Below are 20411 nucleotides of genomic sequence, written 5' to 3' on the forward strand. Positions count from 1 at the left end.
GGATGCGCTCCCATGCAGCGGGACGGGAACCACGCCGCGGTTGTGCGGCGCGCGCAGCAATCGTTGCGCTGCATCATTAATCATAGCTTAATGCGAGGCGCCCGTGCTCTTGTCGCTGCCGCCACTGCGGAGACGTCCGACCACGCCGGTCGGGAAGAAATAGACGCTGGCGATGAACAGCAGCCCCAGCCACAGCAGCCAGCGGTCCGGGTGCAACAGCCCCGGCAGCAGCGGCAGGCCGGCTTCGCTCGCCGCCTTGGAGGCAACGCCCATCAGCGATTGCAGATAGTTCTGAGCAAGGATGAAGATGGTGGCGCCGATGATCGCGCCGTAGATCGTGCCCATGCCGCCGATCACGACCATCAGCAGGATATCCAGCATGATCGAGAAGCTGAGCGAGGTGTCGGGGCCGGCATAGCGCAGCCACAGCGCGTTCAAGATGCCGGCGCCGGCGGCGACGAGCGCCGCGAGGCAGTTGGCGTAGGTGAGGTGGAAGACGGTGCGGAAGCCGAGCGCCTCGGCGCGGAAACGATTCTCGCGGATCGCCTGCAGCACGCGCCCGAACGGCGAGTTCACCACCCGCAGCAGCGCAAGGATCATCAGCGCCGAGATCGCGAACACCAGGTAGAAAGTCAGGATGCGGCCGTTGATCTCGAATCCGAGCAGGTTCTTGGAGATCAGGACCGTGCCGGGGCGTAGCAGCTCGGGCAGCTGGAAGCTGCGGCCGTCCTCGCCGCCGGTCAGCCAGGACAGCTGCGAAGCCAGCACCTGGAAGGCGGAGGCGACCGCGAGCGTGATCATGGCAAAGAAGATCGCGGCCACCCGCAGCGAGAACAGGCCGATCGCGAGCGCCAGCAGCGCGGCGAGCGGCAGGCCGACGACGATGCCGGTTGCGACCGCCGCCCAGTTCGGGCCCATGCCGTACAGCGCGATCGCGATGGCGTAACTGCCGATGCCGTAGAACATGGTGTGGGCGAACGACACCGAGCCGGTATAGCCGAGCAGCAGATCGTACGAGGCGACCAGCGCGGCGAAGACGCAGATTTTTGCTGCGACATTCAGCGCCTTGGCGCCCGGAAACAGGAAAGGCGTTGCCGCCAGCGCCAGGATGATGACGACGAGGAGGAGCGTGAGCACGCGGCTCCGCGGCGGATCGCCGGAAAGGATCATCATCGGCTGGTCACCGCATAGAGGCCGCGCGGCCGCCACATCAGAATGGCGACCATCAGCAGGATGTTGGAGACGAGGGCGAGTTTCGGCACCAGGAAGCCGCCGTAATTGGCGACCATCGCAACCAAAATCGCGCCGATGAAGCAGCCGCCGATCGACCCCAAACCCCCGATGATGACGACGATGAAGATCAGGACGGTGAGGTCGTCGCTCATGGAGGCGTGGACCTGCTCGCGGTAGAGCGCCCACATCACGCCGCCGAGGCCGGCGAGCGCCGAGCCCGTCATGAACACGCCGAGGAACAGGCGGCGGATGCGATAGCCGAGCGCCTCGACCATCTCGCGGTTCTCGACGCCGGCGCGGATCAGGAGGCCGAGCTTGGTGCGGTTGAGCACGAGCTGGATCGCGATGAAGACGGCAAGGCCAATCAGCATTGCCAGCACGCGGTATTTGGCAATCGCGACGTCACCGAGGATGAAGGAGCCGCGCAGCGAGGCCGGCAGCGGCATCGGGATGATCTGCGGCCCCCAAAGGGCATAAAGCGTCTGCTCGGCGACGATCAGGCCGCCGGTCGTCATCAGAATCTGCTTCAGATGCTGGCCGTAGACCGGCAGGATCAGCACGCGTTCGATGATCAGGCCGAGCGCGCCGGAGACCGCCATGGACAGCAGCGCGGCTGGGGCCAGCACTGCAAGGTTCACCCAGAGCGAATCCGCCTGGATGGAAGCCGCGAACGGTGCCAGCACCAGCGTTGCGACATAGGCGCCGACGGCGATGAAGGCGCCATGGCCGAAATTGAGCACGTCCATCAGGCCGAAAACGAGAGTAAGCCCGGAGGCCATGATGAAGATCATCATGCCCATGGCGAGGCTCGCCGCGGTCAAGGTCAGCCAGGACGAAGTCGATCCGATCAGCGGGATCATCAGGAGCGCGAGCGCGATCGGCAGCAGGATCGGCGCGAGGTCGCGCTTCGGCTTCGGCAACGGGTCGGTTGCGGCAAGGTCAGTCACTGATGCGCCTCCAGGCTCAGGCCGAGCAGCCGCTCCTGCAGCGGCACGTCGGCGGCGAGCGCCGCCATCTCGCCGCGGTGGACGATGGTGCCGTTGTCCATCACCAGCACATTGTCGCCCAGCTCGCGGGCGGCGAAGAAATTCTGTTCGACGAGAAGAATCGTCGCGCCCTTGCGCTTGATCTCTTTCAGGCACTCGATCAGCGCCATCACGATGGCGGGCGCGAGGCCCTTGGTCGGCTCGTCGATCAAGAGCAGCTTGCGCGGCTCGATGATCGCGCGTGCGATGGACAACATTTGTTTTTGTCCGCCCGAGAGACTTCCCGCCCGCGACAGCCAGAAGCGGCGCAGCGCCGGAAAGAAGCCAAAAATCCATTCCAGCTGCCTGTCATCCAGCGGCGCGTCACGCGCTGCGAGGACGAGATTTTCCTTCACCGTGAGGTCGGAGAACACCGCCATGCTCTCGGGCACGTAGCCGACGCCGAGCCGGGCGATGTCGGGCGTCGCGCGGCTTTCGATGCGCTCGCCGGCGAGGGTGATCTCGCCGGAGGAGGCCTGCCACAGGCCCATGATGGTGCGCAGCGTCGTGGTCTTACCGGCGCCGTTGCGGCCGAGCAGCATCGTGACCTGTCCTTGCGGGACGGCGAGATCGATGCCCTGGAGGATGTGGTAGCGCCCGATATGGGTATGCACGCCGGAGAGTTTTAAGAGGTCGGTCATGCAGCACTCTTCGGGGCGACGCCGAGATAGGCTTCCTGCACGATCGGCGAGGCGATCACCTCGGCCGGCGGGCCATCGGCGACGAGCTGCCCGTTATGCAGCACGATGATGCGGTCGGCGAGCGAGCGCACCACGTCCATCTTGTGCTCGACGAGGAGAATGATCTTGCTCTTGTCCTGCTTCAGCTGCGCAATCAGGTTCAGCACGACAGGCACCTCGTCGATGCTCATGCCCGCGGTCGGCTCGTCGAACATGAACACTTTCGGCTCCAGCGCGATCATCAGGGCGACCTCGAGCTTGCGCTGGTCGCCATGCGATAGCGCGGTCGCGGCGACGCCGCGGCGATTGCCGAGCGCGACCTGGTCGAGGATGCCGTCGGCGCGTGCGATCAGGTCACGGCGGACCATCCAGGGCCGCAGCATGTCGTAATGCGTGCCGTTCGCGGCTTGCACGGCGAGGCGGACGTTCTCTTCCACCGTCAGGTTCGGGAACAGGTTGGTCAGCTGGAAGGCACGGCCGAGGCCCGCGCGCGTGCGCAAGGGCGCAGAATGCTGGGTGATGTCGGTGCCGCCAAACAGGATGCTGCCGCTGGAGGCGCGAAGCTGGCCCGAGATCAGATTGAAATAGGTGGTCTTGCCGGCGCCGTTCGGCCCGACGATGGCGGTCAGCTCGCCCGGGCGGAACGTGCAGGTGACGTTGTTGACCGCGACATGGCCGCCGAAGCGAATGGTGAGGTCGCGGGTTTCGAGGGTGAGAGACATTGACCGGCTGGCAATTGATGAAGCGGGATCTATCCGCAGCTACGCTGCGCCCCCTCCCCCGCATGCGGGGGAGGGCAGGGGAGAGGGTGTCTCAGCAATCGAGAGCCCCCGAGAGGAAAGAGCCCTCTCCCGGCCTCTCCCGCAAGCGGGAGAGGTGAAGAAGCACCTACCGCTTGTTCTTCACCGGAACGTCCATGTCCTCGATCTTCAATTCGCGCACCGGCTCGAGCACGGCCCAGGCGACGTTCGGATCGACCTTGACCTTGAAGTGATACATGCTCTGCAGCGCCTGATGGTCCTCTTTCCGGAACACCATCTTGCCCTTCGGCGTATCGAACTCCATGCCTTCCATCGCGGTGATCAGCTTCTCGGTGTCGGTCGACTTCGCCTTGGTGACGGCGGCGACGACGGACATCGCCGCGGCAAAGCCGCCCGCGGTGAAGAAGTCCGGCGGCGCGTTGAAGCGCTTCTGGTGCTCGGCAACGAACCAGTCGTTCACCGGGTTCTTCGGGATGTCGTAGTAGTAATAGGTGGCGCCTTCCATGCCGGGCAGGCCCTTATAGGCGGCGAGCGCCGGCAGGATGTTGCCGCCGGTGGAGAGCTCGATGCCGTAGCGCTTCGGGTCCATGTCCTGGAGCTTGGCCAGCGGATTGCCGGCGCCGGCCCAGATCACCCAGATCACCTTGCGGCCCGGCTTGTCCTTCAGCGCATCGAACAGGCGCTGGCCGACCGCGGTGAAGTCCGTGGTCGAGGTCGGGGCATATTCTTCGGCGGCGAGCGTCGCGCCGGTCTTGGCCAGCGCTTCCTTGAAGGCGGCGACGCCGTCGCGGCCGAAGGCGTAGTCCTGCGCCAGCGTCGCAACGGTGACGCCCTGCTTGCCGATCGCGACCGCGTTCGAGATCGCGTCCTGCGAGGAGTTGCGGGCGGTGCGGAAGATGTAGCGATTCCACTTCTCGCCGGTAATCTGGTCCGCGACCGCGGGCTCGACGATCAGGATCTTCTTGTTCTCCTCGGCGACGGGGAGAATCGCGAGTGCGGCGGCCGACGAGGTCGTGCCGATCGCGATGTCGGCCTTGTCGTCCTGATAGGCTTCGGCGAGAGCGGCCTTGGACAGGTCCGGCTTGCCCTGGTCGTCCTTGGTGATGACGACGATCTTGCGGCCGTCGATCGTCATGGTGCCCTTGGTGGCGTACTCAAAACCCATTTGCAGGCCGGTCTCGGTCTGCTTGGCATAGGCTTCGAGCGGGCCGGTCTTGCCGTAGATCAGCGCGACCTTGAGATCGTCGGCCTGCGCGGAGGCACTCGCGGCGAGGGCGAGAATGGTTGTTGTTATGATGAGCGATCGACGCACGATGGTCCCTCCTGATTCAAAGTTTCTCGGCAACAGCGATTTGCACAAGCTTGCGAACATTGCAATTGCACCTTCCGGCGAAGCGCGTCGACATGCGGGCCTGCATCATTTTTGAGCCTGCCGCAGGGCGTGGGATGCGCCGGCCGCGGCAGCTCCCTCGACTTGACGCCAGTCCGACTGCGCCTCGTCCGCGCTTTCGAAAATATGCGGCGCAACGCCGCGCCGCTCCAGCGCTTCGCCGAGCTTGATGCGCAGGAACCCCGATGTGGTGTAGCGCGACACGCCGGAATAGAAGCGATCGACCAGGCTGCGGACCATGGCCGAATAATCGTCCATCAGCTCCGGCAGGATGGAAAAGTTGTCATAATTGACGATGGCGTAGACCCGGCGGCCGAGCGGGGCGAGCCTCGCCTCGACGATGGCGGCGATGGTGTCGATCTCGGCCCGGCTGCGCAGCGGATAGCGTTCCAGATTAACGAAGAACAGGTTCTGCTGCTCGTCCAGCGAGAAGCGCTGGTCGAGCGGGATGGTGAGCAGTCGCTCGCGCAGCTCCATCAGGCCGTCGCGGAAGATGCGCTCGTCCATCAGCATGGGATCGCGCGGGATCAGCGGCTTGAAATCCATCAGGTGCAGGATGTCGCGCTCGATGTCGATGCCCGGCGCGACCTCGGTGAGCTCGAGCCCGTCGGGGCGCAGCACGAAGACGCAGCGCTCGGTGACATAGAGCACGCGCTGCCCGCGTGCCGCCGAGACGGCGCCGCTGAAGGTCACGTGCTCGACATGGTCGACGAATTTGCGCGAGCTGGCTTCCTCGAGGATCGACAGCCTGCCGTCGTTCACCGCAATGCGCTGCCGGCCCGCACCGAAGGTGCCGACGAAGACGACCTCCTTGGCGTTTTGGCTGATGTTGATGAAGCCGCCGGCACCCGCGAGCTTCGGGCCGAACTTGCTGACATTGAGATTGCCTGCGCGGTCAACCTGGGCAAGGCCGAGGAAGGCCGCATCGAGACCGCCGCCGTCGTAGAAGTCGAACTGGTAGGGCTGGTCGATCACCGCCTGGGTGTTGATCGCCGCGCCGAAATCGATGCCGCTCGCCGGGATGCCGCCGATCACGCCGGGCTCCGCCGTCAGCGTGATCAGATCGATGATCCGCTCTTCATTGGCGACCGAGGCGATTCCCTCCGGCATGCCGATGCCGAGATTGACGACGCTGTTGGCCTTCAGCTCGAGCGCTGCGCGCCGTGCGATAACCTTGCGCTCGCTGACCGGCATCACCGGCAGCGAGGCGGCGCGGACGCGGATCTCGCTCGAATAGGCCGGATTGTAGGGCGTGCCGAACGTCTGCCAATGATTCTCAGGTTTCGCCACGACGACGCAGTCGACGAGGATGCCGGGGATCTTGACCTGGCGCGGATTGAGGCTGCCGCTCTCGGCGACGCGCTCGACCTGGGCGATGACGATGCCGCCGGAATTATGCGCCGCCATGGCGATGGCGAGCGCTTCCAGCGTCAGCGCCTCTTTCTCCATGGTGAGGTTGCCGTCGGCATCGCCGGTGGTGGCGCGAATGATGCCGACGTCGATTGGAAATGTCTTATACAGCAGGCAGTCCTCGCCGCCGATCCGGATCAGCTCGACCAGCTCTTCGGTGGTGCGCGCATTGAGCTTGCCGCCGCCGTGCCGGGGGTCGACGAAGGTGCCCATGCCGACGCGGGTGATGTGGCCGGGCCGGTGGGCGGCGATGTCGCGGAACAGATGCGTGATCACGCCCTGCGGCAGGTTATAGGCCTCGATCTGGTTTGCGATCGCAAGCTGCTGCAATTTCGGCGCAAGCCCCCAATGGCCGCCGATCACGCGGCGGACCAGGCCCTCATGCGCGAAATGATTGAGGCCGCGATGCTGGCCGTCGCCCTGGCCCGCGGCATAGACCAGCGTCAGATTGCGCGGCTTGCCTTGGGTGTAGGGCGCATCGCCCTCGTTGGAGAGATAGAGCTCCTCCAGCGCGATTGCGATCTCCTCGGCAAAGCCGATGCCGACGAAGCCGCCGGTCGCCACGGTATCGCCGTCGCGGATCAGCATGACCGCTTCCGCTGCACTGACGACCTTGCCCTTCTCGGCGTTGCGCAAATAGGGCAAGGCAGGATGCTGGCTCATGGCATTCCCTCCCATGTCTGTTGCGGACTGCATGCCCGTTCTTCTCGCTTGGCTCTATTGGTATCGCGTGGAGCGGCTGGCGACCAGCCGCTCCGGCGTCGCGGGGCAGCCCATTCAGGACTGAGGCGTCTTGCGCGTTTCGGTGGCGAAATAGACCGACACGACGGTAATGATCGCCAGCGCAATCATGTAGAGCGAGATCGGCCAGGTCGCCGGCGCGTAGGCCGTCATCAATCCCGTCGCGATCAGCGGCGACAATGCGCCGGCGAAGATCGAGGCGAGATTGTAGCCGAGCGAGACGCCGCTATAGCGCACCTTGGTGCCGAACAGCTCCGACAGGAAGCTCGCCTGCGGCCCATACATCGCGGCATGGCCGACGGCGAGGCCGAGCACGATCGCGATCCAGGCATATTGCGGGTTCTTGGTCGCAAGCAGCATGAACAGCGGGAACGACATCAGCGCCGAGAACACCGCGCCGAAGATATAGACCGGCCGCCGCCCGACGCGGTCGGAGAGCGCGCCGAAGGCGGGGATGGTGAAGGTCTCGATCGCGGCGCCGATCAGGACGCCGTTGAGCATGTCCTGCTTGTTCATGCCGAGCGATTGCGTCGCGTAGGCGAGCACGAAGGTGGCGTAGATGTAGAAGAAGCCGTTCTCGGCAAAGCGCGCGCCCATCGCGAGCAGGATGTTCTTCGGGTACATCCGGATCGCCTCCAGGATCGGCATCTTCACCTCCTGCTTGGTGTCCTTGACCTTCTGGAACTCCGGCGATTCCGCGATGGTGAAACGGATCCACAGGCCGACCAGCACCAGCGCGATCGAGAACAGGAACGGGATGCGCCAGCCCCAGGCATAGAGCTGGGCGTCGGTCAGCATCGCGGACACCACCGAGAACACCAGCGTGCCGAGCACGAGGCCGAGTGGTGCGCCGAGCTGCGGCCAGCTGCCGTAAAAACCCTTCTTGTCCGCGGGCGCATGCTCGACCGCCATCAGCACCGCGCCGCCCCATTCGCCCCCTAAGCCAAAGCCCTGGACCAGGCGGCACGTCACCAGCAGGATCGCGGCCCAGATGCCCGCGGTCTCATAGGTCGGCAGGAAGCCGATCGCCGCGGTCGCCGCGCCCATGATCAGCAGCGTCAGATAGAGCATGGTCTTGCGGCCGATCTTGTCGCCGTAATGCCCGAACACGACGCCGCCGAGCGGGCGCGCGATGAAGCCAAGCGCGTAGGTCGCGAACGCCAGCAGCGTTCCCATCATCGGGTCGAAGGTCGGAAAGAACAGCTTGTTGAAGATCAGCGCGGCGGCGGTGCCGTAGAGGAAGAAGTCGTACCACTCGATGGCCGTGCCGATCAGGCTCGCGGTGGCGACCGTGACGTGCGAGGGCTGTTTCGCCTGAAGCTGATGAACTGAGATCGCTTCACTCATCTTGCGTCCTCCCTGGTTTTGCGAATGCGCATGTGCGGCATGCGTCATTGTGCAAAGCAAAGAGCAAGCGCCGCGCCAGATGCCGCGGACCTGGGCAAAATGCCGGAAAATCCAGCAGATTCAGCGTCCGCGCCGGAATGGAGGTGCAAATCGCCGTGTCCGGAATCCGAGACTCCGGACACTCCAAGTCTCGAAACTCAGACGGAGGCGGGGCCCGAGGCGAGGCCGAACTTGGCGAGCTTCTTGTAGAAGGTCGCGCGCGAGATCCGCAGCATCCGCGCGGCCTCGGCGATCTGGCCGTTGCTGGCGGCGAGCGCCTGTTCGAGCGTGTGCTTCTCGAACTCGGCCTCGGCTTCGGCATAGGGCACCACTGCTCCGGCCGGGCGCGAAGGCGCCGCGACCCTGACCTCGGCGCCGACGGGAAGGATGCGCGCGACGTCGTCGCCGGTCAGCCGTCCGGAATCGCTCAGGATCAGCGCGCGCTCCAGGATATTGCGGAGCTCGCGGACATTGCCGGGCCAGTCGTAGCGCGCTAGCGCTGCGAGCGCGCTCGGCGTGATCCTGGCGTTGACGTAATCGCCGGACGCGCTGATGTCCTCGAGCAGCCGGGCGCAGATATCGGGGAGATCGTCCAGGCAGTCCCGCAGCGGCGGCAAGTCGATCGAGAGCACGTTGAGGCGGTAATAGAGATCGGGCCGGAACGCGCCGTCGCTGACGCGCTTGCGCAGATCGACATTGGTGGCGGCGACGACGCGGACATCGACCTTGGAGATCTTGTCCGAGCCGAGCGGCTCGATCTCGCGCTCCTGCAGCACGCGCAAGAGCTTGGCCTGCAATTGCAGCGGCATCTCGCCGATCTCGTCGAGGAACAGCGTGCCGCCGTCGGCGATGCGGAATTTTCCCTCGCGCCCCCTGCGGTCGGCGCCGGTATAGGCGCCCGGCGCGGTGCCGAAGAACTCCGATTCGATCAGCGTGTCGGGAACGGCCGCGACATTGACGCTGACGAACGGCTTCTCGGCGCGCGAGGAGGCATTGTGAATGGCCTGCGCCAGCATCTCCTTGCCGGTTCCGGTCTCGCCGGTGAGCAGCACGGTCACGCTCTGGCGCGCAGCGCGGCTTGCGAGCTGCTTGGCCTGCGCGATCGCCGGCGTGGTGCCGACGAAGTCGGCGAAGGTGAAGCGCGCCGCGCGGGCGTTGGACAATTGCCGCCGCGCCAGCCGCAGATCGCTCTCGAGCTGGGCGACGCGGGCGAGCAGGGGCTTGAGGCTTTCGAGATGGTCGTAGAGCACGAACCCGATCGCGCCGATCACCTTGCCGTTCTCGTCCTCGATCGGCATGCGGGTGACGACCAGCTGCTCGCCGCCGAGCTCCATGATGTCGAGCAGGATCGGCTCGCCGGTCTCGGCCACCTTCCGCATCAGGCTGTTCGGAATGACCTCCTCGATCGGCCGTCCCATCGCCTCGGATGTGTGCTTGAGGCCGAGCGCCGCAAGATATTTCTCGTTGACGTAGACCACCCGCCCGCCGCGATCGATCGCGATCGCGCCCTCGCAGAGCTTCTCCAGCCGCTCGAACAGCGTCTCCATCGCGCGCGCGCGAAGATAGGCGGGATCGCTGACGGAGGATGAGGTGGACATGACATACCCCAGGGGAGGTCCGCCTGTGTATTAGCAAAAGGGCAGCAATTTCAAAGGGGGAAATGGCACGCAAGCCAGCTCAGCAATTGCCGTCGTCCCGGGGCGCGAAGCGAACCCGGCAACTGTTATGTTGGGTTGGCTTTCAGGTACGGCTTTCTGTCACGCATCATGGCATTGAGGACCGTTAGCAGCTTCCTGGCGACGGCAATGAGGGCGAGCTTGGCTGGTTTGCCGGCCCGTCGCAGCCGTGCGTAGAAGGCCTTGAACGGATCGGCCCTGCGAACCGCGTTGAGCGCAGCCATGTAGAGGGCGTCACGGACGCGCTTTCGGCCGCCGGCAATCTTGCGTTTGCCGCGGAAGGCTCCGCTGTCGACGTTGAAGGGAGCCAGGCCGGCGAGCGCCGCGATCTGCTTGGCTCCCACATGTCCGAGTTCCGGCATCTTCGCGATGAGTTGCATGCAAGCCACGGGACCCACGCNAGGCAGTGAGCGCATCAATCGCGCATCGTCCGCAATCTCTCGCTCGGCTTTGATTAGTCCCCTGATGTCGGCCTCGATCTCGGCGATCTCGCCGTCGAGGACTTCAATGAGGCGACCGATGCGCTCGGCCATGGCACGGTCGTCGGTCTCGCTGCGCCGGTTCTTCTCCTGCGCGCGCATGCGAACCAGCTGATCTCGCCGTTTTGCAAGTCCCGCCAAGGCGTTGCGGGCGGGATTGGCAGTCGGCTCCGTTGCTGGCTGCATGGCCCGCGCAAAGGCTGCCAGCATTCGCGCGTCGATCGGGTCGGTCTTGGCGAGCTGCCCGCTGGCGCGCGCGAAGTCACGAGCCCGGGCCGGGTTGATCCGGGCGAAACGGATGCCGGCCTCGCTCAGCGCTTCGCGAAGCTCGAGGTCATAAACACCCGTGGCCTCGAAGACGACCAGCACATCGCATCGCCAACGCGCCGCGATCTGGGTGATGGCCTGCGTCGCGTTGGCGATGCGCTCCGGCACGCCCAGGCCTTCATCGAAGATATCGAGATATTGTTTGGAGACGTCGATTCCGACGCAACGAAGGGGTATGATCACGGTGCCTGTCCCTGTGATGCGAGGTCTGTTGGCGCAGCCTCGTGCAACTGTTCAGGTTGGTAATGGAACGGGCGGGAGACCGAGCCGGCTCACGGCGTCAAGCGCCAAGGACCCAACGGCTTCCCGCCCAACCCATCCTGACAGACTTCCAAGACACAGGGACCCATACCCACAGGAAGAGGTTTGGCGAAGACTCGGAGTGGGAGCCTCGCGCCTAACCGCTTCCTGTAGTTATGGGTCCCGGGCTCGCGCTTCGCGCGCCCCGGGACGACAGCGAGATCGTCGCGCCGTTGCCCTACCGCCGATACCCGCTCGCCCGCGAATAGCCCTGGCGGTTCTGCTGCATCGGGCGGCTCGCCACGCTGGCGCGGGACTCGCTCGAGGCAGGCGTCGCGAGCTTCAGCTCCTCCAGGAAGATGGGCCGCGAGAAGTAATAGCCCTGGGCGTAGCGGATCTTGGTCGCAGCCTGGAGATAGGCGAGCTCCTCGTAGGATTCGAGGCCTTCGGCGATCACGGTCATGCCGAGCGCCTCGCTCAAGGATTCGATCGCGCGCAGGATGCCCTGGCTGCGCGGACGCTTATGGATGTCGGTGATGAAGGAGCGGTCGATCTTGATCTCGTCCGCTGTGATGTCGGCCAGCGCCGAGAGCGAGGAATAGCCGGTGCCGAAATCATCGATCGAGATGCCGACGCCGAGCTTGCGGAACATCGGCAGGATCTCGGCCTGGAAATGATTCTTGGCGACGAAGGCGTCTTCCGTCACCTCGATCATGAACCGCTTGGGAAAGCCGGTGTCGTCGAGCGCCTGCGCGAAGCTGCGCATGAATTCGGGATTGCCGGCCTGCTTGGCCGCGACGTTGATGCTGATGGTCGCTTCCGGGCCGAACGTGTCGTTGATCAGGTCGATCGACTTGACGATCTCGGCCAGCACCAGATGGGTCAGCTCGTCGATCAGCCCGAGCTCGCTGGCGAGGTTGATGAACGAGCCCGGCGCCTGGATCACGCCCTCGTCGTCGCGCAGGCGCACCAATGCCTCGATGCCCTTCACCGCCTGGGTGCGGATGTCGACCTTGGACTGGAACGCGCAGCAGAAGCGCTTTTCGAGGATGGCGAGCCGCAGCGACTGCTCGATCTTCGTCCGCGCCAGCGCCTCCCGCTCCATGCTGGAATCGAAGAAGGCCGCCGATCCCTTGCCGTCGTTCTTGATGCGGTACATCGCGATGTCGGCGTTCTGGCGCAGCGTCTCGAAATTGCGTCCATGATCGGGATAGAGGCTGATGCCGACCGAGGTGGAGGCGAAGACTTCCGAATTGTCGATGAAGAACGGTGCGGTCAGCCGCTCCAGCGTCGACTGCATGAATTCGGCGACTTCCTCCTGGCTCTGGATCGGGGCGAGCAGCAGCAGGAACTCGTCGCCGGAGATGCGCGACAGCATGTCGGAATCGCGCAAGTCCCGCCCGAGCCGCTTCGACAGCTCGACCAGCAGCGCATCGCCGACGGCGTGGCCGTAATAGTCGTTGATGTGCTTGAAATTGTCGACGTCGAGAAAGGCCAGCGCAAAGCGATCGCCGCCGCGCTCGCGCGCCAGCAGGCTGTTGGCACGATGCTCGATCACGCGCCGCGAGGGCAGGCCGGTCAGCTCGTCGAAATAGGCCGAGCGGAACAGCTGGTCCTCGAAATTCTTCTGTTCGGTGATGTCGGAGGAGGCCGAGATCAGGAGTTCGCGTCCAGCGAGGCGCACGGGACGATGGGTCGTCAGCAGCACCTGGCGCGCGGCGCCCTCGTGCAGTGCTTCCTCGGTGACGACGGATTGGCCGGCGCTCAGCGCCTGGCGGCAGGCTTCGCGGCGCGGCGAAAGATCGGGGGAGGGACGGCTGCCGTCCATGCCGAGCTGGGCGGCCGCTGCATCGTTAACCAGCAGAAGCTTGCCTTCGGCGTCCTGCACGGTCAGGCCGGCAGGCAGCATTCTAACGATTTCCTTGAGAAATCCGAGCTCGGCTTCACTCGCGCCGGAATATTTGTTGTCGTTCATAGAAGTCATGAATCTTGTTGTTTCAGCGCGCCTTTGCAATGGCTGCGATCTTGCGTGGTTCCCTCTTAAGTTTGGTTAAGGGGTCCGCAGAAATACGGGGGTGTTTTCGAGGAAACTTGCGGCGATGCGACACGCGCTGTCGATCGTCATTAACAGAGCGTCAATGCCACTTGCGAAAGCGCGGGCGGCGCGCGCGGTTGTCTTTCGCTTGTTTCGTTCTCGTTGCGTGATCAAAGGTCGTCATGCCCGGGACATAGGCGAGCGAAGCGACGCCGTCCTTCGGACGGCTATGCCCGGCCATGACGCTGTGGATGCTTCGGTGACCCGATCGATCGAGTTCGCTATCCGCCTAGCCGCTCTTCGGGATGCGGCATTGCATGATGCAATGCAGGCCGGTCTGAAGATACGAGATCTCGGTCTTGCCCTCGAAGGCGAACAGGGCCGACTTCAGCAATTTGGTGCCGAAGCCCGGCGCCGACACCTCGCCGACGCTCGGGCCTTCGGTTTCATCCCAGGTGACGGTGAGGCGATCGCCGTTGACGGTCCACGAGACCTGCAACAAGCCGCGGGGCGAGGAGAACGCGCCATATTTGCCCGCGTTGGTGGCGAGCTCGTGAAACATCAATGACAGCGTGACCGCGAGCTTCGGCGGCAGGAACAGCCGGTCGCCGTTCAGCGTAAAGCGGACATGGCCGTAAGGCCCGAGCTCCGCGATCAGCAGATCGCGGATGTCGCAGCCACCCTTGTCGACCCGCGAGATCAGATCGTCGGTCGTGGCCAGCGACCGCAGCCGCGGGTCGATCCGGGCCCACACCTGCGGCTGGTCATGCAGCACCTGGTGCATCACGGCGTGCACAGTCGACAGCTTGTTCTTCAGCCGGTGCTGGAGCTCCTCGACCAGGAGCTTGCGATACTCCTCTTCCTCGATCAGCCGCCTGGAGATCCGGCGTTGCTCGACCAGGAGCGAGCGATAGTGCTCGACGCCCCAGATGGTGAGCGCGCAGACCGCCCAATACAGCGCCAGCAGGGCAAATCGCGCGCGATCGGCAAAGGCATCGCCGAAATTCAGGACGACGCCGAGCACGCCGCCGACGATCGCCGTCAAGATGCCGATCCGGAAGCCGCCGAAGGCGGTAGCAAAGAACACGGCAGGAAAGTAGGGGGTGAAGTAGACGTCGGGCCGCACTTGCGCGAGTCCCCAACGCGCCAGCGTCGCAACCAGCACGCAGGTGGTCGCAAAGGCGAGGCTCAGGCCGAGTGATGGCGGCGCCATGCCCTGCCAGCCCTTGCGGAATTCGTCGATCAGCTTCTCCATGCGCGGCCCGGTCGCGATCTGCATTCGCCATGAATGTTACGCATGTCGCCAGCGCAAGCAAAGCTTGCCTTGTCGAAAGTCGGCAGGAATAGTGAGCACCGCGGAGCCGTCATGCTCGGTGTCCGCCATTTGGCATCAAAAAGTTCAAAAACAGGGACATTCCATGGGCAGGCTGGACGGCAAGGTGGCGGTGATCACGGGCGCGACGAGCGGCATCGGATTGCGGACTGCGGAAGTCTTCGTTGCCGAAGGTGCCAAAATTGTGATCGCGGGGCGGCGACTACCGGAAGGCGAGGCGCTGGCCACGCGGCTCGGGTCCAACTGCATCTTCCGCCAGACCGACGTGACGGTCGAAGCGCAGATGCAGGCGCTGATCGCGCTGGCGGTGGAGAAATTCGGTCGGGTCGACTGTCTCTTCAACAATGCCGGCGGCCCGGCGCAGACCGGGGGCATCGAGGGCCTCGAGGTCGAGCGCTTCGACGCGGCGATGGCGACCCTGGTCCGCAGCGTCATGCTCGGCATGAAGCACGCCGCGCCCTACATGAAGAAGCAGGGTTCCGGCAGCATCATCAACAATGGCAGCATCGCGGGCCGCCTCGCCGGCTTCTCCTCGTCGGTCGTCTATGGCGCGGCCAAGGCGGCGGTGATCCATCTCACCAAATGCGTGGCGATGGAGCTCGGCGAAGCGAATGTGCGCGTCAACTCGATCTCGCCCGGCGCGATCGCGACCGGCATTTTCGGCAAGGCGCTTGGGCTATCGACCGACGCCGCCGAGAAGACGCCGGCGGTGATGCGCGAGGTCTACAAGACCGCGCAGCCGATCCCGCGTGCGGGCCTGCCCGACGACATCGCCCACGCCGCGGTGTTCCTGGCCAGTGACGAATCCAGCTTCATCAACGGCCACGACCTCGTCATCGACGGCGCCATGACCGGCGGCCGCAACTGGAGCCAGCAGCAGCAGGGCTTGAGCGCGTTGCGCAAGGCATTTGACGACGGGGCGTAACCGCTCCGGCGACGGTGCCGTAGGGTGGGCAAAGGCGCGCCCTTCGCGCGCCGTGCCCACCAAATGTCCCTATGCGAAAGATCGTGGGCACGGCGCTCCGCGCCTTTGCCCACCCTACGATATCTCGTGCCACGGACGCAGCGCAGCGCTTCTTCAGCGGTGCGCTGCAGAGCCGGGGCCCATCTCTCCGAACTCAACGCGGCTAACGATTCTGGGTCCCGGCTCGCGGTCCGCGCGTCCGGGACATGAGAAACGTCACACCGCCCGCACCCTGACCCTCAACCCATCCTTCGGCTTCGGGATCGGCCACATCTGCCAGTCCGGCTTGTAGCCGGGCTCCAGCGACACCTCGATGTTCTGCAGGAAGTGCCGCGCGAAGCATTTTGCCTGCATGTAGGCGAAGTGCAGGCCGAGGCACATATGCGCGCCGCCGCCGAACGGCACGAAGGCGAAGCGGTGGCGGTTGCGCTGGGCCTCTTCGGTGAAGCGCATGGGATCGAAGCGGTCGGGCTCCGGCCAGATATCCTTCATGTGATGCGTATAGAGCGGATTGACGCCGACCGCGGTGCCGGCGGGAATCCTGTATCCCTTGAAGCTGAAATCGCGCATCGCGCGGCGCGGCATCGAGGGCACCGGCGGCTTGATCCGCAGCGCTTCCTTGAACGCCATCTCCGTCAGCTTCATCTTGTCGAGATCGTCGAAGCTGCTCGGCGCGTCCGGCGCGAGCCCGAGTGCCATAACCTCCGCGCGCAGACGTTCCTGCCAGTCCGGATTGGCGGCGAGCTCGCCGACGAAGGAGGTCAGCGACGAGGTCAGCGTGTCGTGCGCCGCCATCATCAGGAAGCTCATGTGGTCGATGATGTCCTGCTCGGACAGCAGCGCGCCGTCCTCATGGGTGGCGCGGCAGAGCTGCGAGAACAGATCGTCGCCGCCGTGATTGCCGCGTCGCAGCGGAATCTGCTCGCGAAAATAGGCGACGATGCGCTTGCGGCCCTTCACCCCGCGCGCCATCTGTGTGCCGGGCAGGGGCCGGCGGATCGGCGCGACGGCGGCCGCGACCATGTCGACGAAGGCGCGGTTGATCTCGTCGACCTCCGGCCCGATATTGGCGCCGAGGAACGACGCCGCGGCAAGATCGAGCGTGAGCTGCTTCATCGCCGGGTAGAGCTGCATCTCGCCGGGTCTAGCCTTCCACTGCGCGACCCGGCCTTCGATGCCGCGGTCGAGATCGGCCAGATAGGATTTCATCGGCCCCGACTTGAACGCGACCGACAACGCCTTGCGATGCAGCCGGTGCTCGTCGAAATCGAGCAGCATCAAGCCGCGTGGAAACAACAGGCCCAGCACCTTGTTCCAGCCGTGAGTCGAGGAGAACAGCTTGTGTTGGTCGAACAGCACCAGCTCGTTGGCCTCGGGGCCGAGCAGCACGACGTTGGTCTCGCCGAAAATGTGGGTGCGATAGACGGGCCCGTATTTGGCGCCGTTCCGCTCGATATGTCCCTTGGGGTCGGCCAGCACCTTGAAGGTCATGCCAATGATCGGCCAGCCTTCGTCGCCCGGGATGTGCGTCAGCTCGTTGCGCCTGGGCGGGGTGTAGCCGAGTTCAGACGTGGCCACATTCTGCATCGACATGACGATTGCTCCGGTTGGCGGACCGAACAGACATCGCGCGACCACGGCAATATTGCGGCCTGCGCCAAACTGACCAGGTCAGAATAGCACAGGCCGATATGTCTTGCGCGTGAACGTGGTTACGAGCGTAACGCCAATGAGGCCTAGCGCTTCGCCGCTTCCTTCTGCAGATCTGGCGCGTTGACGGCTGGAATCGCAACGCGGCCCGGCCCGGTCACCTTCAGCGCCTCGGCGGCCTTCTCGTTCTCCATGATCTTGGCCATCACCGCTTGCCCGGCGCGCTCGAAGATCGCGCGGTTCTCGATCACGAATTTTTGCGACTTGCGCAGGCCGTCGATGTAGCCGTTGATCTCCGGCACGACATAGCGCGCGACCATGTCCCAGCTCCGGCGCGTGGCTTCCGGATTGGCCCAGTCGTGCACGAAGCCGATGATGGCGCCGACGCCGCCGGACACCTGCATCACGTTCTTGATGGTTTTGACGAGGTCGTCGGGCGTGCCGATGGTGGAGGCCGCGCCCTCGACGAAGGCGGTCTTGTCCACGGCTTCATCCGGCGAGGAGAACGCGGTCAGCCCCGGCCGCTGCAGCGTGCCGACATTATATTCGTTGTGCCAGCGCATCAGCCCGGCGCCGGCCTCGCGGCGCGCCTGCTCGCGGCTCTCGGCGATGTGGAAGGTGAGCAGCACGCGCCAGTCGGCGCGGTTCACCTTGGTGCCGTGCTTCTTGGCGGCGTCCTCGGCGAACTGCCATTGCTGCTGCAGCGACATCAGCCCTTGCGTCGTCATCGAGCCCAGCGAGATGATGCCGATGCCGAATTTGCCGGCGAGCGTCATGCCTGACGGCGAGATCTGCGAGGCCACCACGAACGGCATCTCCTCCTGTAGCGGCAGGAGCTGGAGCGCGGCGTCGTTCATGGTGAACCAGTCGCTCCTGGCGGTGACGCGCTCGCCGTTGAACAGGCGGCGGATGACGCCGATCGCCTCGTCCTGGCGGTCGCGCTGCGTCATCGGGTCGATGCCGAGCGTGTGTGCGTCGGAGGCAAGCGCGCCGGGGCCGGAGCCGAAGATGGCGCGGCCGCCGGTCATGTGGTCGAGCTGCACCATGCGCTGCGCGACGTTGAAGGGATGGTGATAGGGCAGCGACACCACGCCGGTGCCGAGCTTGATTCGCTTGGTGCGCTCGCCCGCCGCGGCCAGAAACATCTCGGGCGAGGCGATCATCTCCCAGCCGGAGGAATGGTGCTCGCCGCACCAGAACTCGTCATAACCGAGCGCGTCGAGCTGCTCGACGAGGTCGAGATCGCGCCGGAACTGGAGCATCGGATGTTCCCCGATCGGGTGATGCGGGGCAAGAAAGGCTCCGAACTTCAGGCGCGCCATGGCGTTCTCTCCGGCTTCGATTTTCTGTTTGTTGAAGTGATGAGGCTACGTGGTGGCGGCAACGAACGCAATCGCGTGATGTCCCGCGCAGCGGAATGCAGGCATGCGTAGCGTAGACTGCTCTCTTCGCTATTCACTGCTTGCGCGCACACGCTTCCACACCCGTCATGGCCGGGCTTGTCCCGGCCATCCACGCCTTGCCCCGCTGTACGGAGAACGTGGATGCCCGGGACAAGCCCGGGCATGACGAGAAGAGGGCGGAGCTACCGCGTCATCCTGTTCCACGCACCGAGGCCAGCGATCTTGTACGCCTCGGCCAGCGTCGGATAGTTGAACGTGTTCTGGATGAAATAGTCGATTGTGCCTTTGAGGTTCAGCACGGCCTGGCCGATATGGATCAGCTCGGTGGCGCCTTCGCCGAGGATGTGCACGCCGAGCAGGCGGCGGGTCTTGGTCGAGAAGATCATCTTCATCATGCCGCTGTTCAGCCCCATGATGTGGCCGCGCGAGGTCTCGCGGAAACGCGCGATGCCGACCTCGTAGGGAATGCCGCGCGTACGCACCTCTTCTTCCGTCAGACCCGCGGTCGAGATCTCCGGCACCGAATAGATGCCGTAGGGGAAGAATTCCGGCGGCGCCAATGGCTCCATGCCGAGCGCGTGGCAGGCAGCGACGCGGCCCTGCTCCATCGAGGTCGAGGCAAGGCTCGGAAAGCCGATCACGTCGCCGGCGGCGTAGATATGCGGCACGCTGGTCTGCAAGCTGACCGGATCGACCGTGATGCGGCCGCGGTGGTCGACGGCGATGCCGGCGGCTTCGAGATTGAGGCGGTCGGTGGCGCCGACGCGGCCGGCCGCGAACAGCAGCATTTCCGTGGTGACGTGCCGTCCGTCGGAGAGGTTGGTGACGATGCCGCCCTGCGCGGTCTTCTCGATCGACGTCACCTTGGAGCCGAGCCGCAGCGCGACATTGCGGTCGCGTAATTCGTGCATGAACTCCTCGATCAGTTCCTTGTCGATGAAATCGAGGAAGGTTGGTCGCGGCTCGATCAGGGTCACGGGCACGTCGAGCGCGCTGAAGATGGTGGCATATTCGACGCCGATCACGCCGGCGCCGATCACGGCCAGGCTGCGCGGCAGCTTCGGCAGCTCGATGATCTCGTCGCTGTCGAGCACGCTTGTGCCGTCGAACGGCACGTAATCGGGCCGGAACGGACGCGTGCCGCAGGCGATCAGGATGAAGGCGGCCGACACGGTCTTGGTTTCGCCGATTGCGCTCGTGATCTCGACCTCGTGCGGCGAGACGAAGCGCGCCTCGCCATTGGCGGTGCGGACGAGGTTGCGGCTGAACTGATGCTCCAAGACCTCGACCTCGTGGTCGAGCGTCTTCTGGAGCCGGATCATCAGATCGCTTGCCGCGATGTCCTGCTTCACCTTGTAGGAGCGGCCGTAGAAGCCGCGCTCGCGCCAGCCGGACAGGTTCAGCACGGTCTCGCGCAGCGTCTTGGAGGGATCGTGCCGGTGTGAACGGAGACGCCGCCGACCCGCCGGCCCTTCTCCACCACCAGTACGGCCTTGCCGAGCTTGGCACATTGCACCGCGGCCCGGCGCCCGGACGGGCCCGAGCCGATCACCACCATGTCGTAGTCGTACATCGGGAGACTTCCGAACCCCTGCAAAATCAGCGGGAACCGACATGCAGCAATCGGGCCAGTGCGGCAAGGGGAAAACAAGTCCTACCTCCGAGGTAATCGCGCGGA

15 protein-coding genes and 1 pseudogene are annotated in these 20411 nt (G+C 64.9%); 2 read left to right on the plus strand and 14 right to left on the minus strand.

The features are described from left to right. Nucleotides 1-87 precede the first annotated feature (87 nt). From BRAGE_RS0140060 to BRAGE_RS0140120, 11 genes are all read right to left on the minus strand, one after another. Nucleotides 88-1173, minus strand: coding sequence for a branched-chain amino acid ABC transporter permease (locus BRAGE_RS0140060; protein WP_027563996.1), 1086 nt, complete (start codon nt 1171-1173; stop codon nt 88-90). Beyond that, a complete protein-coding gene (locus BRAGE_RS0140065) occupies nt 1170-2180 on the minus strand; it encodes a branched-chain amino acid ABC transporter permease (RefSeq protein ID WP_027563997.1) in 1011 nt (336 codons plus the stop codon). The genes BRAGE_RS0140060 and BRAGE_RS0140065 overlap by 4 nt, the downstream gene beginning before the upstream one ends. Beyond that, nucleotides 2177-2899, minus strand: coding sequence for an ABC transporter ATP-binding protein (locus tag BRAGE_RS0140070; RefSeq protein ID WP_027563998.1), 723 nt, complete (start codon nt 2897-2899; stop codon nt 2177-2179). The genes BRAGE_RS0140065 and BRAGE_RS0140070 overlap by 4 nt, the downstream gene beginning before the upstream one ends. Then, a complete protein-coding gene (locus BRAGE_RS0140075; protein ID WP_027563999.1) occupies nt 2896-3660 on the minus strand; it encodes an ABC transporter ATP-binding protein in 765 nt (254 codons plus the stop codon). Before BRAGE_RS0140075 ends, BRAGE_RS0140070 begins: the two co-directional genes overlap by 4 nt. Before the next feature lie 166 nt (nt 3661-3826). Then, entirely contained in the window at nt 3827-5011 is a 1185-nt protein-coding gene (locus tag BRAGE_RS0140080; protein WP_027564000.1) for a substrate-binding domain-containing protein, read from the minus strand. 105 nt (nt 5012-5116) lie between these two features. Next, nucleotides 5117-7162, minus strand: a complete 2046-nt coding sequence (locus BRAGE_RS0140085; RefSeq protein ID WP_027564001.1) for an acyl CoA:acetate/3-ketoacid CoA transferase — start codon at nt 7160-7162, stop codon at nt 5117-5119. A 114-nt stretch (nt 7163-7276) separates the two neighbouring features. Next, nucleotides 7277-8587, minus strand: a complete 1311-nt coding sequence (locus BRAGE_RS0140095; RefSeq protein ID WP_027564002.1) for an MFS transporter — start codon at nt 8585-8587, stop codon at nt 7277-7279. A gap of 197 nt (nt 8588-8784) precedes the next feature. Further along, entirely contained in the window at nt 8785-10224 is a 1440-nt protein-coding gene (locus BRAGE_RS0140100) for a sigma-54 interaction domain-containing protein (RefSeq protein WP_027564003.1), read from the minus strand. A 125-nt stretch (nt 10225-10349) separates the two neighbouring features. Beyond that, entirely contained in the window at nt 10350-11291 is a 942-nt protein-coding gene (locus BRAGE_RS0140105) for an IS110 family transposase (protein WP_028146490.1), read from the minus strand. 295 nt (nt 11292-11586) lie between these two features. Beyond that, nucleotides 11587-13323 (minus strand): putative bifunctional diguanylate cyclase/phosphodiesterase, encoded by a 1737-nt coding sequence (locus BRAGE_RS0140110; RefSeq protein WP_027563316.1) that lies wholly within the window; start codon nt 13321-13323, stop codon nt 11587-11589. Nucleotides 13324-13672: 349 nt separating this feature from the next. Next, the gene (locus BRAGE_RS0140120; RefSeq protein WP_027563315.1) at nt 13673-14638 is read right to left on the minus strand and encodes a sensor histidine kinase; all 966 of its coding nucleotides are present in this window, start codon (nt 14636-14638) and stop codon (nt 13673-13675) included. Between the two features lie 163 nt (nt 14639-14801). Between BRAGE_RS0140120 and BRAGE_RS0140125 the strand changes: the two genes are divergently transcribed. Then, nucleotides 14802-15641, plus strand: a complete 840-nt coding sequence (locus BRAGE_RS0140125; RefSeq protein ID WP_027563314.1) for an SDR family NAD(P)-dependent oxidoreductase — start codon at nt 14802-14804, stop codon at nt 15639-15641. 255 nt (nt 15642-15896) lie between these two features. On the opposite strand, the gene BRAGE_RS0140130 is transcribed toward BRAGE_RS0140125, so the two are convergent. Together BRAGE_RS0140130 and BRAGE_RS0140135 are read right to left on the minus strand one after the other, a co-directional pair. After that, nucleotides 15897-17273 (minus strand): cytochrome P450, encoded by a 1377-nt coding sequence (locus tag BRAGE_RS0140130; protein ID WP_027563313.1) that lies wholly within the window; start codon nt 17271-17273, stop codon nt 15897-15899. Between the two features lie 143 nt (nt 17274-17416). Next, nucleotides 17417-18652, minus strand: a complete 1236-nt coding sequence (locus BRAGE_RS0140135) for an LLM class flavin-dependent oxidoreductase (RefSeq protein ID WP_027563312.1) — start codon at nt 18650-18652, stop codon at nt 17417-17419. On the opposite strand from BRAGE_RS0140135, the gene BRAGE_RS56240 reads away from it, so the two are divergent. After that, on the plus strand, nt 18596-18763 hold the full coding sequence (locus tag BRAGE_RS56240) for a hypothetical protein (RefSeq protein WP_167336474.1): 168 nt from the start codon (nt 18596-18598) through the stop codon (nt 18761-18763). The two genes, BRAGE_RS0140135 and BRAGE_RS56240, sit on opposite strands and share 57 nt — an antisense overlap. Before the next feature lie 152 nt (nt 18764-18915). Here BRAGE_RS56240 and sthA read toward each other — a convergent pair. Beyond that, a pseudogene (gene sthA / locus BRAGE_RS50985) lies at nt 18916-20306 on the minus strand (Si-specific NAD(P)(+) transhydrogenase). Between the last annotated feature and the right edge of the window lie 105 nt (nt 20307-20411).

Origin of the sequence: Bradyrhizobium genosp. SA-4 str. CB756, from assembly GCF_000473125.1 — a bacterium.
In the GTDB taxonomy this organism is placed as follows: Bacteria; Pseudomonadota; Alphaproteobacteria; order Rhizobiales; family Xanthobacteraceae; genus Bradyrhizobium; species Bradyrhizobium arachidis.

Excerpts from the sequence above, each read along its gene's own strand:
- BRAGE_RS0140060 (WP_027563996.1), bottom strand. The coding sequence starts at position 1,173 with ATGATGATCCTTTCCGGCGATCCGCCGCGGAGCCGCGTGCTCACGCTC.
- BRAGE_RS0140070 (WP_027563998.1), bottom strand. The coding sequence starts at position 2,899 with ATGACCGACCTCTTAAAACTCTCCGGCGTGCATACCCATATCGGGCGC.
- BRAGE_RS0140075 (WP_027563999.1), bottom strand. The coding sequence starts at position 3,660 with ATGTCTCTCACCCTCGAAACCCGCGACCTCACCATTCGCTTCGGCGGC.
- BRAGE_RS0140085 (WP_027564001.1), bottom strand. The coding sequence starts at position 7,162 with ATGAGCCAGCATCCTGCCTTGCCCTATTTGCGCAACGCCGAGAAGGGC.
- BRAGE_RS0140095 (WP_027564002.1), bottom strand. The coding sequence starts at position 8,587 with ATGAGTGAAGCGATCTCAGTTCATCAGCTTCAGGCGAAACAGCCCTCG.
- BRAGE_RS0140100 (WP_027564003.1), bottom strand. The coding sequence starts at position 10,224 with ATGTCCACCTCATCCTCCGTCAGCGATCCCGCCTATCTTCGCGCGCGC.
- BRAGE_RS0140110 (WP_027563316.1), bottom strand. The coding sequence starts at position 13,323 with ATGAACGACAACAAATATTCCGGCGCGAGTGAAGCCGAGCTCGGATTT.
- BRAGE_RS0140120 (WP_027563315.1), bottom strand. The coding sequence starts at position 14,638 with ATGGAGAAGCTGATCGACGAATTCCGCAAGGGCTGGCAGGGCATGGCG.
- BRAGE_RS0140125 (WP_027563314.1), top strand. The coding sequence starts at position 14,802 with ATGGGCAGGCTGGACGGCAAGGTGGCGGTGATCACGGGCGCGACGAGC.
- BRAGE_RS0140130 (WP_027563313.1), bottom strand. The coding sequence starts at position 17,273 with ATGTCGATGCAGAATGTGGCCACGTCTGAACTCGGCTACACCCCGCCC.
- BRAGE_RS56240 (WP_167336474.1), top strand. The coding sequence starts at position 18,596 with ATGTTCCCCGATCGGGTGATGCGGGGCAAGAAAGGCTCCGAACTTCAG.
- BRAGE_RS0140135 (WP_027563312.1), bottom strand. The coding sequence starts at position 18,652 with ATGGCGCGCCTGAAGTTCGGAGCCTTTCTTGCCCCGCATCACCCGATC.